Origin of the sequence: Phyllobacterium endophyticum, from assembly GCF_003010935.1 — a bacterium.
GTDB lineage: Bacteria > Pseudomonadota > Alphaproteobacteria > Rhizobiales > Rhizobiaceae > Phyllobacterium > Phyllobacterium endophyticum.
In genome coordinates this window covers 430,749-446,806 of the sequence record NZ_PGGN01000004.1, presented here as the reverse complement: position 1 = coordinate 446,806, position 16,058 = coordinate 430,749, and the positions used below count along the sequence as shown (strand labels likewise).

Sequence of the window (16,058 nt, the reverse complement as noted above, 5' to 3'; positions counted from 1 at the left end):
GGGCAGTATGGTTGATGCTGACACGGTAAATCTTGAAGGCAAACGGCTTCTAGTCGTCGAAGACGAATATCTGATAGCGATGGACCTTTCTCATTTTCTCGAGAAGCTCGGTGCCAAAATCGTCGGCCCCGCCGGTTCGATCGAGGACGCGCTAAAGCTCGTGGAATCGTACGACGCACTAGATGGTGCGATTCTTGATATCAATCTTCGTGGCGGGCGGGTGTTCCCTGTCGCGGACGCCTTGGCTAATCGTGGCGTGCCTTTCGTATTTACTACCGGCTACGACGCATTCACTGTTCCCGATGTATATGAGGACGTTCCTCGTTGCGAGAAGCCTATCGACGAGAACCTAGTGGCAACCCTCATCGCCAGACTCGGTTCGGAACGTTGATCGGACGCGACCTTTCCGATATTTCAATGAAGCCTGAACTCACCCTCTACCTGACGCCATTCGCTCGGTCCGATCAATCGCTGGTGCGTGTATCGGACGGAATGCAGCGGTCCATCCAGCTTGCGTTGCCAGAACTCCAAGAACCGCGTCATCTCCGGAAAGTCGGGAGCAAGATCGTATTCCTGCCAAATGAACGTCTGGAGCACGGACTTGAAATTCGGCATGCGGTAAAGGATGTGAGCCGTAGTCAATCCGTAGCCATGAAGCTGTCGTTCCATATCTGAGGAAAGTCGCATGAGATTCTCCATCGTAGACACTTTCTGCAGCATGTAGTTGTTCGACAACGATGTAAACAGTTTATTGTTCCATTACAGCAGGTTAGCAGCCGTTGCAATCGAGTGCTAACGATTTACTTTGCAGCAGTTCGACGATCATGCCCTCCCTATGACTCGACGCTCCTGTTTACCTCTTTTACGTGTTCGAGGAACCGCTTTTCGAAGGTCTTCCATAGCATGCGGATCTTGGGATCAACCGGCTCCTGCGCGATCATTTTGCCAAGTGCCTTTAGCTGGTCCTCAAGCTGCAGGAGAGAACTTCCGGCACCAGCGGCTTTATCATTTTCAGGCATTTCATCTCCGATCGGTTCAAAGTGAACACAGTCATTGTATCAGCGCAAGCTGAACGGCGGATTTACAAAGTTCTCTAGCTAGAGAACTCATCAGGCCCCGCCACGTGTTTTATGAAGTGCGCCGAAAAGAGCGTTATCTCAAATATTGATTTGCATGTGTGTGCAGCCCTCCTCATGTATATATCCGACGACACATTCGCACCACACTCCGCAAACTAACGGCCCTACCGACGATGCAAACAGATCTCTTTGGAAAATTGCCGACAGAGCTTCCAGAAGGATTTAAATACGCTCCTGATGTAGTGTCCTCCGCCTTGCAGCAATCTTTGTTGCAGGAGCTTCCCAAGCTGCCCTTCGAGGCCTTTGACTTTCACGGCTTCAAGGGTAGACGGCGTGTGGTTTCCTATGGCTGGAAGTATGATTTCGATGCCGAGAAGCTGGGGGCCGGCCCTGAGATACCGCGCTTTCTATTTCCTGTACGGAGGGTGGCCGCGCGCTTCGCAGGCCTATCATCCGAGCAACTCCAGCACGCCCTGATCACAGAGTATAGCCCAGGCGCTCCTATCGGCTGGCATAAGGACAAGGCTGTCTTCGGCGTCGTCGTTGGAATATCCCTGCTTTCTGCGTGTACATTCCGGTTACGGCGAAAAATCAATGGAAAATGGGAGCGTGTGTCGATCATCGCCGAACCCGGTTCTGCATATTTGATGAGCGGATCGGCGCGGACAGAGTGGGAACACTCCATTCCGCCAGTGGATCGCTTGCGATATTCCATCACCTTCCGCGAACTAAGAACAAGCAGCTGACCTCGTGTACAGTTCGGATGCACCGCCTCGGCATGGCCAATCCATTAGCGGGCAGGATCAGGTTGTTTCAATTTGCAGGACGAAGGTATAATATACAGGTCGTTCTAATTGTACTTAATTGCTTAAATGGCGGGAAATCTCCCCGTGGTAAACGTCTTTACATCAAGACAAGGAGAGTTCCTAAAGATGATTATCGCAACCGAAGTAACCGAAATCTCGTTTTCTACACAGCGCAAGAATGTTTTGTCACTATTTACGTCAAGACTGGCGAAAATTGCGCTAGCGGCCGTTCTGATGGGTGCGGTTGGGTTCACCGAAGCTGCCCAAGCACAATCATCTTCGCTTGAGATTTCCTATGCCCGGAACCTGAAAAATTCGGTCAAAACGGCGAAGGTAGTCAAGACCAGAAAGCTGGCTATCAAGGCATCTTTTCTAGGCCGCGCCCCCTTTATTTGCACACCAAGCGGTTTTGGCCAGAAATCATCTTGCTTCGCACGCTGAGCCGCCGGGCGTATCCGCCGCATGCCGCCAGCAGGTGAATAGTTGAAGCCGGCCGGCAATCCGGACGGCTTCAACGAACGTCCTACTTCACAGTTGAAAATTTCGCCCGCATCCGGTCGAAACGCGCGGTAGCATAATCACCAGGCTGCAATTTGCGATATTCGTCGCCCGAACCCGCGGGGCTGGTTTTAAATGCATACCATTCCCCATCGGGTTCGCGCTTCTGAAATATCGCGTTTCCCTTCTTGCGGTGGCTGAAGCAAGTCAAAGCATCGGCTTTACCGGTCTTTGCATACCACATAGCTTTGAAGCAAAGTTTCCCAGGATCGGTAACGAACCACCGGCCCGCGCCGTATGATCCAGACCCCTCACCCGTCCAAGCCCTGAACTCGCGCTGTTTCACGGCAAAATAGCCAGCACCATCCTTCCATAGCCAGGATCGATTGCCATAGAGCTTGACCAATTCATTGCTGGTCAGGGGTTCGGACATCGCCGGTGGCTTCGTCATCTTGGTCTGTGCGGCATCGGCGTCAAAGGCAACTGCACCCATGGCAGCAATGATCGCGCACAGAAGCGATAGTGTTCTTATCTTTTTCATTTGTTCGTCCTCCTGAACGGGATTGATCAATGCGCTAGTTTACGACTTCGTCGCTGACGACGCGCCAGTTAGGCAGCCCGTAAGGCTTCGGCCAAGGGTAAACTTCCTTGTCGTTGAAGTAGACGACAGCCGTCAGGTCCGGGAATTCCGGATATTGTTTGGCTGCATTGTCGGCCCAGTTGCGGACGTAGTCGGCATCGCCCTCATAGCCCAACTCGGCTACGACAATTGGTTTCCCAAAGGCGGCGGCAAGGCGGTAGCCGGGCGCAAGTATTTCGGCGAAAGTTCTTTCTTTTCCGAACTTGTCGACGTCGTATTGCTGCAACCCGAACACCGACAGACCGATGAGGTCGACGACGTCATCGCCGGGATAGAAGGCCGCAAGATCAGGCTCACCCTTAGGCGACCACATGTATTTCGCCGTCTTGTTATGCTGGCGGCAGACTGTCACCATCCGCCTGTAGGCCGAGGCGTAATCAGCAGCCTTCCAGTGCGACCAGGTGAACTGGTTGTCTGTCGCATCCATTTCCTGTGCCCAGCGGATGGTGACATCGCTCTTGAGCCCCGCCGCAGTCGAACAGACCGCAGCCATATTGGCATCGTACTTGCCGGCCAGAATACCGCTGATCAGTTGTTCCGGCGATGATCTCCAGTCAACGGCCCAAGACCACGGCTCGACCGTGATGAAAAGCTTTCTTCCGCGTTGCTGGGCATAATCGTCGGCGATGGACAAGGATGAAAGGTCGACGTCTTCCCATGGCAGAAAGAGGTGCTCGATCTTGGAGTTCGGATCGGCGCTAAAGTCGGCATGCGGATCATACGCACCAAACGTTACCGAGTTGGGGCCGATGATCGGCCGCTTGTCTAAAGCATGATTCGCATTCGGCTTGATGTTGGTGGGTATCCCTCGGGGCACACTGGCCGCGAGCACCGTTCCAGTTAACAGCAATGATGCAAATGAAACTGCGATTGCTGTGCGTGTTTTGTTATTGTTCATGGTCTTGTCCTCCTGCTAGCATTCGTCAACGTGTTGCCTGCTAGTCTTTTTTGATTTTGAAGATCGGATTTGATTGTTCCTATGTCCGCAGACACAAGATTTTCCTTCACGAGCTTTTTGAACTCGTCAGTTTCAGCCGGCACGGCATGCCGGAAGATGTACCAGGAGCCGGACGGCTCCTTCTTTTGATAGATGGTTTCACCAGCGCGCTTATGGCTGAAACAGATTGTATTGGGATGAACCCCGGAAACGGTGTGCCATTCGGCATTGAGGCATAGGCGGCCGTCGTCGGTTACCACCCACCGGCCTTGTGCCCATGCGGTTGTATCTCCTGCACCGGTGCTTGCCGTGAAACGACGTCCAGCATCGTCAAAGCGGCCGGCACCGTCGGCCCAAGCCCACGACCTGTCGCGGTACAGCATGTAAAGCTCAACACCTGTCATTGGCTTTGCATCCGCCGACGGAACGGCACTCTCCTCGGCATAAGCGCCATGAATGAAGGCGAAAGCCGGCAGACAGAGCGACACGAGAACGGCACGGCGTAATCCTTTGGCGCTCAGCCTTGGCTGAATGTTTCCTTGCGTAGCTCCCCGGCGCTCAAATTGGTTAGTTAGTATTGTTCTTAGTTTCATTTTGTGTCGCTCTCCTCGAGCCCTTCTTCTTGTGAGAAGTTGTTGGTAGGCGCTACTGGCAGCCACCGTGGCTTGAATGTCAGGCTCCGCAGCTCTCCGCTCCCGATTCCGGCGCCTGACACTGCGTACCTCGTCTCGTAGAGTTGCAATCTGCCTGCACCCCACGCGAGTGAATCCAGTCCTTCTTTCCCGCGTTCAAAAGTTGCAAATCCTGGCAGGACGATGAGAGCGAGGAGGCTCGCGGCCATAGCCGGACGATAGGTCCTTGTCCGGAATCTAACGATATTCTCTCTTGCATGCTGGACGACAATGGTCAGAAACAGGAGCGTATAGAGCACAGCATTGACGATCGCGAAGATATAGAACCCGCGTGTTTCCCCCGCATCCTGCACCAGTAAAACTGGCAGAACGGACGCTATCGACAGAAGCCCATAGGGCATGAGAACCCGCGAAGGTAACGGATCGACTTCGGACGCACCTTTAGGTGTAATGCGAAAATCGACGTGTGAACCCGTGATCCAGTCGCGGACAGCAGCAACGGTTCCCACCAGCGCCCACGGCCAACGTGCAAATAGAAAAAACATCGTTTCCCAGCACAGGATTTTTGAATCGAACGGCCGAAACGAGCCGGTGGCGCGCCAACGATAGACCAATACCATCAATGCAATGTAGAGCGGCGTGAAGTGAGCAAGAAAATCTACATAGGTCACGGCTACAAAGTTTTGTTTGCTAAGGAGAGCCAAGATCGGCATTGCGAACATCAGTGCCATGAAGAAGGCAAAAAGCGGATACCAAAGCTGAGCAAACAGAAACGAGAATTTCAGCTTCAATGACAGGCGCGGGACGTAGATTGGCGAATACTGCAGGAGCAGCATGACTAAGCTGCGAGACCACTGGAATTCCTGTGTAACAAGATCGGCGAATGTGCTCGGGCCGTCTCCATGGGCAATGGCGTCAAGCGCATGCACACCGCGCCAGCCATAAGCGCTCATGATCAAGGTCGTGGAGTGATCTTCGGCTAGTTCCGGCCCAAGGCCCCCAATTTGCTTGAGTGCAGCCGTCCGCACGGCGTAATGCGATCCGATGCAAAGTGGGGCCAGGCCTCCGGTGTAGCCCGCCTGAAGCGAGCCATGCATGTTAGCTTCGGCATAGAGTCTTCCCCGTGCGGACCAGCTTTTCGAAGCATTTTGATCGCAAATGCTCGGTGCCGATACGTAGCCAACACCAGGATCGGCAAACGGGCGCAGCATCTCGATGAGATATCCCGCCTCGGGGACATGATCGGCGTCTAGCTGCACAACGAAATCATACCTGTCATAGCCGTAGTGATCGTAGAAAAACGCGAGATTGCCTTCCTTGCAGCGCGTGCGGCGTGGCCAGGTGGATAGATGATAGTCCGGTCGGTTCTTTCGCGTGGAAACGAAAACGCCGTGCTGCTTGCACCATCTCAGTGTTTCGAGTGTCGGATCTTCGTCCGCAAGCCACACGTCATGGGGGAACTCCTGGGCTAGCATCGCCTTCAGGGTTGTTGCCACTATGGAAAAAGGTTCAGAGGGCGCTTTCGTCACAACCATGGCGACCCGGCTACCGGCTGGCAACCTGAGCGCTCCGTTCGGCTTCCTCGCACGATAGAAAATGGCCATGAAGTAGCCTGGCAACAGTGTTACCCAAGCGAGAATGGCAGTAACGGAGACGAAGCCCCAAAAGCCGATATAGTGCTCCGGCTGCAGCCACCAAGACCAGAAATAGACGAGGAAGGCCAGCCAGATCGCTGCACCAACGAGGTATTCCGTCTTCCTGGATCCCGTCAGAACCGGTACCAGAAATGGCTCCTGCTCTACGCTACTTTCTTGTATTTCGCTCATGCCCGTGACTCCAGTCCAAAGAATGGAGCGGCGGTGCGGACAATCGTTTCCAGATCGGAATATTCAGGTGCAAACCCAAGCGCGCTGCGAGCAAAGGTCGGGTCCGCATAGAGCGCTGGCGGATCGCCGGCGCGCCTGGGGTGCATTTCGACAGGCACTTCGCGTTTCGTAACGCGCCCAATTGTTTCGATGATTTCCCCTATCGAAGAGCCGCGGCCCGTTCCGAGATTGACGGCGAGGTTTTCGCCCCCGGCAAGGAGATGATCCAACGCCTGCACATGTGCACGTGCGAGGTCCGTCACATGAATGTAATCGCGAACGCAGGTGCCATCATCAGTGGCATAATCGTCACCGTAAACACTCAGGTGCCCGATCGATCCTCCCGCAGCGAGCAGTGCTCGCGGGATCAGATGCGTTTCGGGCTCGTGCCACTCGCCGAGTTCCCCTTCAGGATCGGCACCACAGGCATTGAAATACCGCAGTGCCACGTACCTCAGTGCATAGGCCGCTGCATAGTCCTGGAGAATTTGCTCCGCAATCAGCTTGGTCCTACCGTACGGATTAATCGGTCGCTGAGGTGTATCCTCGGTGATAGGCAGTACGTCCGGCACACCATATGTGGCACAGCTCGACGAGAAGATAACCTTGTCGATTGCTGCGTGGCGGCAGGCATCCAGAAGGGACAGCGTCCCGGCCACGTTGTTGCGATAGTATTTCGCAGGGTCCTCTACGGACTCGCCAACATAGGCCGATGCTGCAAAGTGCACTACTGCATCCGGCTCATACTGTGCGAGTGTCCGGGCTAGGCTGCTCGTGTCGAGGATGTCGCCGTGCACGAACGGTCCCCAGCGCACTGACGAATGATTTCCGGTAACCAGATTATCAAAGACGATCGGCTCAAGGCCGTTCGCGTGCAACAGCTTGGCGGTATGACTACCGATATAGCCGGCACCGCCCGCAACGAGAACTCTGCGCGGAGACATTATGCAATCTCCGCAAGTTCATGTGCTTCCTCGGAGAGAAGTCGGTCGAAGTAATGGATCGTCTTTTCAAGGCCGGTGGCGAGTGGCACCATGGGCTGCCACCCCAACTCACGCTGAGCCAGAGAAATGTCTGGGCGGCGCTGGCGCGGATCATCTGTCGGCAAAGGATTGCGAATGGTCTTCGAACGGGAGCCTGTCATCTGGATTACCATCTCTGCAAGTTCAAGAATGGTAAATTCAACCGGATTTCCGAGATTGACCGGTCCGGTGAACGATGGCTCGGTTGCCATTAATTGCTGGAACCCATCAATGAGATCGTTAACAAAGCAGAACGAGCGTGTCTGCGAGCCATCACCATAAATGGTAATGTCCTGGCCCTTTAACGCCTGCACGATGAAGTTGGAGACGACCCGGCCATCATCGGGACGCATATGCGGTCCATACGTATTGAATATCCGCGCTACCTTGATCTCGACGTGATGCTTCTTGTTGAAATCGAAGAACAGCGTTTCGGCGCTACGCTTGCCTTCGTCATAGCAGGAACGTGGGCCGAATGAGTTGACGTTACCCCAATATCCCTCGACCTGTGGGTGAACCAGTGGATCGCCGTATATTTCGGATGTCGACGCCTGGAAAATGCGTGCTCCGGTGCGCGCCGCCAACTCCAGCAGATTGAGCGCTCCCAGAACGCACGTCTTCATCGTGTGTACCGGATCTGCCTGGTAATGCGGAGGCGATGCCGGGCAAGCAAGATTGTAGATCTCGTCAACTTCGATATCGATCGGATCGACCACGTCATGCTTCAAAACACTAAAGCGATCGAAATTGCGCAGATGACGAATGTTGCGCTCGAGCCCCGTCGAAAAATTATCGACGCAGATAACAGTGTGGCCGGCCTTGAGAAGCCGTTCGCAAAGATGCGACCCGAGAAAACCAGCGCCGCCGGTTACGAGAACATGGCGCGGCCGTTGTTTTGAGCGGACCACTCGCACATCACCGAAGAGTGCGTTCACATTTGGACGGGAAGATAGCGGGCGCATTGTTTTCATTGATCTGACCCCAAAAACTTGTTTTTCTTTTCGATCGGCGGCGTCCGTTTTTCTTCAATCCGAACCGTCGAATTTGTTTTGACGCCGTCGTCGTTCTTGTTTTTGGTATACTTTCTTGCCCTTGGACTGTCGTTAGATGCGCATCCGGGAACTTGCCGCTCCGTCCATATTTGGGCTGCACAGCCGGAGTTTGATAGAAAAAACGCGTATCGGCAGAATATGGCGGGCGTCGCTGCCCTCGCCCGTTGCGGCGGCTACGGGGCTCAGACGATATTCTGGATTGTTGCGGATACGCGTGGGAATGCCGGCGTTCCGTTCACCCTCAATGGCCGAGCGATTTAAGCCACTCGTCGAAAGAATGTCCGGTCTCGCCGATTTCCGCCGGTGAAACAGCATGCGCAAAATATGGCGGCACCGCAACGCTGCGCGCCTCGCGCGGGCTGTAGCCGAATTCCTTGCTGAATGCCCGACTGAAATGGGCTGCGGACGTGTAGCCTACGGCGGCCGCTATTTCGATGATCTGCTGCCGGTTGGCCGAATTGCTAAGTGCCGCGTGCGCCGACAAGAGGCGCCGCTTTTGTATGTAGTGAAGAACACCGCCGCTTGGCTCGAACAACTGGTAAAGCCGTGTCCGCGAAATCCCAAGTTCGCGGCACAGCGTATCCGGTGTGAGATCGGGTGAATTCAGATTTCGCTGCACGTGGCGGCGAACTCGCTCCATAAGCGCCAGATTGCCCTGCGTTTCAGTTGTACCGGATGTGTCGGTGGATGATGAGACGCAAGTAATGATCATATCCCTCGTCGTCTGCACTATCTGAGGAAGATCCTTCGCGGTCAGACTGGCAAGATTGGTTTCGATACTGTCGAGGTATTCGATCAGCAACTTGGTATAGTTTCCGGATATGCTCGTGTTGTTCTTTATATCTTTGCCGATTTCAGTAAACAACTCGCGTGGCAGGAATACAGACATACTTTTTGCGTCGGTCGTGCGGCCTCGAAATGGGTACCCGAGCGATCTGAACTCGACTTTGCCCGGTTCTCCCTCGCAAACAAGTCCGTCCACTTCCGTCCATGTCCGGCCGGAGCGCAGCACGACGACGTGCCAATGGTCAATTGTATTGGACCGCAGTCTTGCGGATGATCTTAGATAACTGTGGGCGGGGGCGTCCTGCTGCACGACAAGCATGCTGCCAAGATTCCAAGCTGTATGATCCGCGGGAAACCCGCTCTCCGTACCGGCACCTTCCGGCAATTTGATGTCGACGAGCGGCGCCAAATACGTCTGCCAAGCGGCAAACTGATCGCTAGGGGGCAAATCGCGGGTGGTGAATTTCAAGGGTTGGAGGGCGGGGAACGTGGCCGCAACCGCATCCTCGACAGGTCTTGCGGACCGGGGCCAACGGCGTCGTTCTCCATGCACTGGCGGGGCATCGCCTCCTGTATCATCCGGTGACGCGAGCGGTTGTGACAGCTGTTTGCCTTTTCTGGCGTCTGGCAAATCTATCCTCCTGACAACGGAAACCGGTTTTCCTGTCGTACGATGAGTAAACCCGACGTGCCTTCATCGCACAGCGAGGTTAACGTCCCGTTGAAGGTCTAAATTCGGGGATAGCCATAAAAATAGAGGCCGAACTGGTATATCCTCGTGACCGATCTTGGAAGCGCAACATGGGGCACGACTTCAGCTTCTAAGTCAATATCAAAACGAAGGAAGTCGCGCCGGGGAATTTGTCCGGCGCGATAGATTAATTCGTATTGGATTACGAGCGTTATTGCTCGCGGAATGCACGGTTGAATTGATCAGCCAGAGGTTTGGAGAGGAACGACATGGCGGTGCGCTGTTCTGTCGAAACGAAGACTTCTACTGGCATGCCTGGCAGGAGCGTACTTCCTCCAAGCTTTTCAAGTTCGTCTGACGGCACAACCACGTCCGCCAGGTAGAATACCTGACCAGTCGCGGGATCGCTGCTGGTTGCGGCGGAGACATAGGCAATACGGCCAAAGAGTTCAGGTGTTGTGCGCTGGTTGAAGGCCGAAAAACGCAGCTTTGCCGGCTGGCCGACGAAAACCTGGTCGATATCGGTTGGCGCCAGCTTGGCCTCGATCTTCAGTGCCGCGTCTTCCGGAACGAGCGTGACCAGCTTCTCGGCAGGCGTGATGACGCCGCCAATCGTATGTACAGACAGTTCGTTGACCGTGCCGGAGAGCGGCGCTCTTATATCCGCGCGCGCCAGACGGTCTTCGATTGCCACCCGCCGCTCCCTGAGTTCTGAGAGTTTCGGTTCGATCGAACTCAGTTCGCGTTGTGCTTCCGTCCGTGCCGTCTCGTCAATGGCTAGTATCTGCAGGCGGATTTCACCCATGCGGGCCTTGGCCCTGGCAATATTGGCCTCCACCTCGCCGCGTTCGCCCAGTAGCTTGGCCATTTCTCGATCAATGATATATTTGCGTGACGTTTCGATCAGCCGCTTGTCTGTCAGCCCCTTTATCTTGCCATGTTCGGTCGTCACCAGCGCAATCTCATCGATTTTGGCATCGCGCTGCGATTGCAGCCCTTTTATCTCCTCGCCGAGCTGATCGATACCCAGTGTAAGTTGTTCCTTCTGGCTTTTGCGGTTCTGCCGATTGCCATCAAACATGCGGTTCTCGCCGAAAAAGACGTGTGGGAAATCCTTTACCCTGGACGTCAGTTCGGGCGAGAATTCTATTGAATCGCGATTATCGCGCTCCGCCATGAGCCGGGCCTGTTTTGCCATTAGCTCAACAAGTTGGGTCCGAACGATCGAAAGTTCTGCGCGCGTTTCGGCGTCGTCCAGCCGCAGCATAACTTGTCCCTTTGTGACAAAATCACCCTCTCTGACGGCGATCTCGCTGATGATGCCGCCATCCCGGTGCTGAATTGATTTCAAGTTCTGATCTACCTTGACCATTCCCGGAGCAATGATCGCCCCGGTGAGCTGGGCCGTTGCGGCCCAACCTCCTGCTCCCACAAAGAGAAGCATACCGAGGGTGATCCCCGCAAAGACGCGCGGCCCAACTGGAAAACTATTGTCGCCCTCGATCAGGCTTGTAGAGCCGCTGGCATTGTTTTTGTGTTTTTGTCGGCCGAACATATTTCACTCCCGCTCACATCCAGATGGTGTTCTTCAAGTATTTTCGACGACCATCAACATGTGATGGCCTGTTAGATTAATCGTCATTTCATAGTGTTCATCGCGGTCCATATCGACTTCGATCAGTGTCTTCTGAAGTTCGTCCGTTCCCTCATGTCGAACCCGGATAGGCAGCGGTTGCGCGCCAGCTTCCTCCCCATAAGTATCCTCGAACCGGTCTTCCAGCGTATCGATGACGTCTTCGAATATCTCGTATCTCGACATCTCGATGCGATCCCCCACCATGAAGTCGAGGATTTGGTGGATGACCTCGGCGCTGGAACTGCCTTCGGGTATCGCGAACTGGAATGTGTCAGCGCCACCATTGCCTTCCAGGATCATGGCGGTCGTACCCACATTTATCTGATCGTTGGAAGTGCTTCCGACTACCTGTTCGAAACCGGAAATCACATCTTGGCCGATGTCGAATCCAGTCGCCGTGCCGGTGTTCAGGTCGACAAGCACGCCCTGCGCAGCCTGCGAATAGTCGAGGGTGTCGAAGCCTTCCTCTCCCTCGTATCTGTCGTTGGCGGCGTCCGCCGCGGCGAGCACGGAATCGTCGCCTGCGCCAGCCAGTACGACATCCGCGCCTTCGCCATCGCTTAGCACGTCGTGGCCTTCGCCACCGCAGAGGATGTCGTCCCCGCCGCCGCCCGAAACCACATCATCACCGCAGCAAGCTATCAGCGTCTCATCTTCGGCACCGCCGGTGATCTTATCGTCACCATCTCCTGTCTTGATTACTTCGAAATTAACTATGCTGTCCTCGCCAATTTCCGTGCCGCTAGCATTTGCAGCGACCAGATCGACAACCACGTCCATCAGTGCAGCCGAATAGTCCAGCGTGTCGATGTCGGCACCGCCATCATATGTGTCTACTTCACTGTCCATGGCGGCGGTGACGGTATCATCACCATTGTTTCCGCTTACAGTATCCGCCCCTGCCCCATCCGATAGCTGATCATCGCCCTCGCCGCCCGACACGACGTCTGCGCCGCTGGCGCCATCGATACGGTCATTGCCGCCGTTGCCGTAAATTTCATCGGCGCCATCACTGCCCTTGATGTCGTCCTGTCCTGACCCGGCCCGCAGAACCTCGAAGGGCGAGAACGTATCTTCACCGATCTCCTCACTGGAGGCAGTTCCTGCGGCGAGATCGATCATGCTGCCATTTTGGGCAGCCGTATAGTCGAGTGTATCACGGCCGGGGCCGCCATCATACTGGTCGGCCACCTGATCGGCATCGCCTATGACAGTATCGTTGCCATCGCCGCCACGCACGACGTCCTTGTTATTACCGCCACTGAGAATATCATCGCCAAAGCCACCGTTGAGCTCGTCAGCACCCGCCTGGCCGAGAATGATGTCATTACCGTCGCCGCCGTCCAGTTTGTCGTCGCCGCCGTCGCCGTGAATCGTATCGCGGCCATGTTCGCCCGCCATACTGTCATTGCCTTCGCCGCCGAAAAGCAGGTCGTCATCACGCCCGCCGTTGATTGTGTCGTTACCGCTGTCACCGAATATCGTATCGCGCCCCTCCTCGCCGAAGAGCCGGTCATTGCCGCTGCCGCCCCAAACCTGATCGTCGCCGAGCCCGGCAAGGACGATGTCATCGCCGGCCCCCGCGAAGATGATGTCATTTCCACTGCCGGCAACAATATGATCATCGCCATTGCCGCCATTGACGGTGTCGTTGCCGCCCCTGGCGTCGATATTATCATTGCCGTCACGCCCGTCGATATCATCGGCGCAGTTGGTTCCGACGAGAATATCATCGCCTTGGGTGCCGATGACCGGAGGGGTCTTCAGCACTGAGAACTGGGCGGTCTGCAGGATCGAGAGTTTGCCGTCGGTGATCTGGTAGGTGATGGTCACGGGACCGAGCATCGCTGCGTCGAAGTACCAGCCACTCGACGTCTGCGTCAGCGTTCCGGAGGACACGCTGATATTCTGGATGCGGAGCGCATCACCATCCGGATCCGACGCGCCGCGCAGTAGATCGGACAGCCCGATCATAGCAACCGCGCAGCCAAAGACGTCAGTCAAATAGACGGGTCCGTTGATCCGCGGTGCACGATTGGCGACTTTCTCCTCGTCTGTATCGTCATCCTCATCTTCATCTTCGCGGTGATCGACCTCCTGGACAGGCGCAAGCTGAACGTTCGAGCCTCCGCTATGGCCGATGTTGGACACGCGGCCACCGCGCCAGGCATTGTCGTTTGCAGCATGGAAAGAGAACGAAACCCCACCGAAGTTCTTCAAAAGCGCAGAGTTTGGCAAGTTGAGCCTTTGGAACTCGATCATTGGCGAATCGGAAAGCTCATAGCGCCAATCGCCGTTACCGAACAATTGCCCACCGGAGCCCGGTTTCTCCCTTGTCCGCTCTTCCATCACACTCGTCACTTCGGGAGCGCCCGCTGCGGCTACCTCGGGTGAGCCAGCCTGATCCGGTGGCGGAATCTTAGCCTCTTCATGCCGCTCCTCACCGCCGAGACGGGGGAATGCACTTTTAAGGTAAAGCGCAAGCCCTGTTAGAAACACCGTAAAGAAGAGCGGTGCATTGGAGCGCTTGTCCGCGTTCTTCAGGACATAATGTTCGTGAGACTCGTCCGGCTCCGTTTTTTCGGATTTGGTCCCTTTGACATCTATTATCATGCTGAAACCCTCGATGTGACGCGCGGCGCATTTTGTGCGGCAGGCGCGGGTCTTTTGACCGTTTCTGCGGGAGTAGACGATTTGAGAATTTCCTCTTTCGGCCCGAATGCCACCATCTTGCCATTTTGGATGACTGCGACCATGTCGACCGCCGCAAGCGCGCTTGGCCGGTGCGCGATAACGATCGCGATACCACCTCGCTCACGAATAGTCTTGATTGTCTGCGTCAGCGCCATCTCGCCTTCGCCGTCTAGATTCGAATTTGGCTCATCCATGACGACGATGAACGGGTTGCGATAAAGAGCGCGTGCGAGCCCTATGCGCTGGCGTTGTCCGGCTGACAGAGACGCGCCCTGCGGACCGAGTGCCGTACGGTAGCCATCCGGCATGCGCACGATCATCTCGTGAATGCCTGTAATCTTGGCGGCCTCCACGATCGCCCTTGCGTCGACCTTTGATTCAAGTCGCGAGATATTCTCTTCGACCGTTGCGTCGAGCAAGGCTACGTCCTGCGGCAGATAACCCATATATTTGCCGAGGTTGCTGTCGGCCCATTGGGTCAGTTCGGCATCGTCCAGTCGTACGCTCCCGCGTAGCGTAGGCCAAATACCGGTCAGTGCGCGGGCAAGCGTCGTCTTGCCGCCGCCGCTCGGCCCAATGATGCCGAGCGCCTGCCCTGCATTGATCTCGAAGCTCACATCGCTCAGGAGTACACGGCCGGACCCTGGGGCCGCCACTGTAATCTTTTCAACTTTCAAAGTCGCCTTAGGAGCAGGCAGATCCATCGGAGTATCTGAGGCAGCAAGTGCAACCACAGTTTCCTTCAACCGTTGAAACGCCGTTCGCGCGGCAACAACACCCTTCCAGTTACCGATTGCAAGGTCGACGGGTGCCAGAGCACGGGCCGAAGCAACCGAGGCGGCAATAATTGCGCCGGCAGAAAGTTCGCCCTGAATCGTCAGCCAGGCACCAAGTCCGAGCACTGCCGATTGTAGGATCATGCGTAGGACACGAGAAATCGCACCGAACGTTCCGCTGATGTCATTCGTCCGGGTTTGAAGCTCGAGGTGATCCCGGTTGGCCACATTGAAGCGATTGACCGCCCGGCCTGCGAAACCCATGGCCTTGAGTATGTCGGCGTTACGGGCATTGGAATCGGCAATCGCATTGCGGGCAATCGCCGCCTGATGAGTTGCGCTTGAAAGGCGCCTGGTCATCAGCTCGGTGGCAATGGTCAGCATGGACAGGATGAACGCGCCGGCGAAGGTCAAAGCACCGAGATAGGGATGAAGCATATAGACGAAAATAAGATATAGCGGCATCCACGGCAGATCGAATAGTGCAACCGGTCCCTGGCTGCCGAGAAAGCCGCGCACCGTATCTACATCGCGGCCCCGTTCCAGCGATTCTGCCGTCGAAAAGCCGAAGCGAGGCATATCGATCGCGACTTGATGCGCCATCGGTGCGATTTTGCTATCGAGACGCGCTCCGATACGCACCAACACCTGCGAGCGGATAATATCGAACATGCCCTGGAAAAGGTAAAGTCCGATCGCCAGCGCCGACAAGGCCAGAAGCGTTGGGACGCTGCCGCTGGTGAGCGCGCGATCATAGATCTGAAGCATGTAAAACGAGCCGGTCAACGCGAGGATGTTGATGACGCCGGAGGTGGTGAAGAGGAACACGAACATGCCGCGAAAGCCTTGCGTAAGCTTTTCTGCATTTTTCCGCTTCGTACCGATCAAAGGGGTTTTCGAACGCATTACCATCACCGTTTCTTGGTTTTGTTGGCTGGATCAGC

General features: G+C 55.5%; 15 protein-coding genes. 3 read left to right on the top strand and 12 right to left on the bottom strand.

What is annotated here, in order from left to right; all coding sequences use genetic code 11:
* Positions 1-7 precede the first annotated feature (7 nt).
* Positions 8-391, top strand: a complete 384-nt coding sequence (locus CU100_RS20295) for a response regulator (protein WP_106718400.1) — start codon at positions 8-10, stop codon at positions 389-391.
* 23 nt (positions 392-414) lie between these two features.
* Here the strand turns inward: CU100_RS20295 and CU100_RS20290 are convergent, their stop codons facing one another.
* Both CU100_RS20290 and CU100_RS20285 read right to left on the bottom strand, forming a co-directional pair.
* Positions 415-687, bottom strand: a complete 273-nt coding sequence (locus CU100_RS20290) for an usg protein (protein ID WP_106718399.1) — start codon at positions 685-687, stop codon at positions 415-417.
* 146 nt (positions 688-833) lie between these two features.
* Complete coding sequence (locus CU100_RS20285) at positions 834-1,019, bottom strand: hypothetical protein (RefSeq protein WP_106718398.1); 186 nt, start codon at positions 1,017-1,019, stop codon at positions 834-836.
* Positions 1,020-1,252: 233 nt separating this feature from the next.
* Here CU100_RS20285 and CU100_RS20280 point away from each other — a divergent pair, with 233 nt between their 5' ends.
* Together CU100_RS20280 and CU100_RS20275 are read left to right on the top strand one after the other, a co-directional pair.
* On the top strand, positions 1,253-1,825 hold the full coding sequence (locus CU100_RS20280; RefSeq protein WP_106718397.1) for an alpha-ketoglutarate-dependent dioxygenase AlkB: 573 nt from the start codon (positions 1,253-1,255) through the stop codon (positions 1,823-1,825).
* A gap of 186 nt (positions 1,826-2,011) precedes the next feature.
* Positions 2,012-2,326: a hypothetical protein gene (locus CU100_RS20275; RefSeq protein WP_106718396.1), complete on the top strand. Its 315-nt coding sequence runs from the start codon at positions 2,012-2,014 to the stop codon at positions 2,324-2,326.
* Between the two features lie 82 nt (positions 2,327-2,408).
* Here the strand turns inward: CU100_RS20275 and CU100_RS20270 are convergent, their stop codons facing one another.
* From CU100_RS20270 to CU100_RS20220, 10 genes are all read right to left on the bottom strand, one after another.
* Positions 2,409-2,924, bottom strand: coding sequence for a DUF995 domain-containing protein (locus CU100_RS20270; protein WP_106718395.1), 516 nt, complete (start codon positions 2,922-2,924; stop codon positions 2,409-2,411).
* A gap of 34 nt (positions 2,925-2,958) precedes the next feature.
* Positions 2,959-3,921: a glycoside hydrolase family 26 protein gene (locus CU100_RS20265; protein WP_106718394.1), complete on the bottom strand. Its 963-nt coding sequence runs from the start codon at positions 3,919-3,921 to the stop codon at positions 2,959-2,961.
* Positions 3,918-4,553 carry a DUF995 domain-containing protein gene (locus tag CU100_RS20260; RefSeq protein ID WP_106718393.1) on the bottom strand — a complete coding sequence of 212 codons (636 nt, stop codon included), beginning with the start codon at positions 4,551-4,553 and terminating at the stop codon, positions 3,918-3,920. Before CU100_RS20260 ends, CU100_RS20265 begins: the two co-directional genes overlap by 4 nt.
* Positions 4,550-6,418: a glycosyltransferase family 2 protein gene (locus CU100_RS20255; RefSeq protein WP_106718392.1), complete on the bottom strand. Its 1,869-nt coding sequence runs from the start codon at positions 6,416-6,418 to the stop codon at positions 4,550-4,552. Before CU100_RS20255 ends, CU100_RS20260 begins: the two co-directional genes overlap by 4 nt.
* Positions 6,415-7,401, bottom strand: a complete 987-nt coding sequence (gene galE / locus CU100_RS20250) for a UDP-glucose 4-epimerase GalE (protein ID WP_106718391.1) — start codon at positions 7,399-7,401, stop codon at positions 6,415-6,417. The genes CU100_RS20255 and galE overlap by 4 nt, the downstream gene beginning before the upstream one ends.
* A complete protein-coding gene (locus CU100_RS20245) occupies positions 7,401-8,414 on the bottom strand; it encodes a UDP-glucuronic acid decarboxylase family protein (protein WP_407070365.1) in 1,014 nt (337 codons plus the stop codon). Before CU100_RS20245 ends, galE begins: the two co-directional genes overlap by 1 nt.
* A gap of 358 nt (positions 8,415-8,772) precedes the next feature.
* Complete coding sequence (locus tag CU100_RS20235; protein WP_106718671.1) at positions 8,773-9,921, bottom strand: helix-turn-helix domain-containing protein; 1,149 nt, start codon at positions 9,919-9,921, stop codon at positions 8,773-8,775.
* 298 nt (positions 9,922-10,219) lie between these two features.
* Positions 10,220-11,563, bottom strand: coding sequence for an HlyD family type I secretion periplasmic adaptor subunit (locus tag CU100_RS20230; RefSeq protein ID WP_106718388.1), 1,344 nt, complete (start codon positions 11,561-11,563; stop codon positions 10,220-10,222).
* Positions 11,564-11,596: 33 nt separating this feature from the next.
* Positions 11,597-14,257 carry a calcium-binding protein gene (locus CU100_RS27515; RefSeq protein WP_106718387.1) on the bottom strand — a complete coding sequence of 887 codons (2,661 nt, stop codon included), beginning with the start codon at positions 14,255-14,257 and terminating at the stop codon, positions 11,597-11,599.
* On the bottom strand, positions 14,254-16,020 hold the full coding sequence (locus CU100_RS20220; protein WP_106718670.1) for a type I secretion system permease/ATPase: 1,767 nt from the start codon (positions 16,018-16,020) through the stop codon (positions 14,254-14,256). The genes CU100_RS27515 and CU100_RS20220 overlap by 4 nt, the downstream gene beginning before the upstream one ends.
* Positions 16,021-16,058: the final 38 nt, after the last annotated feature.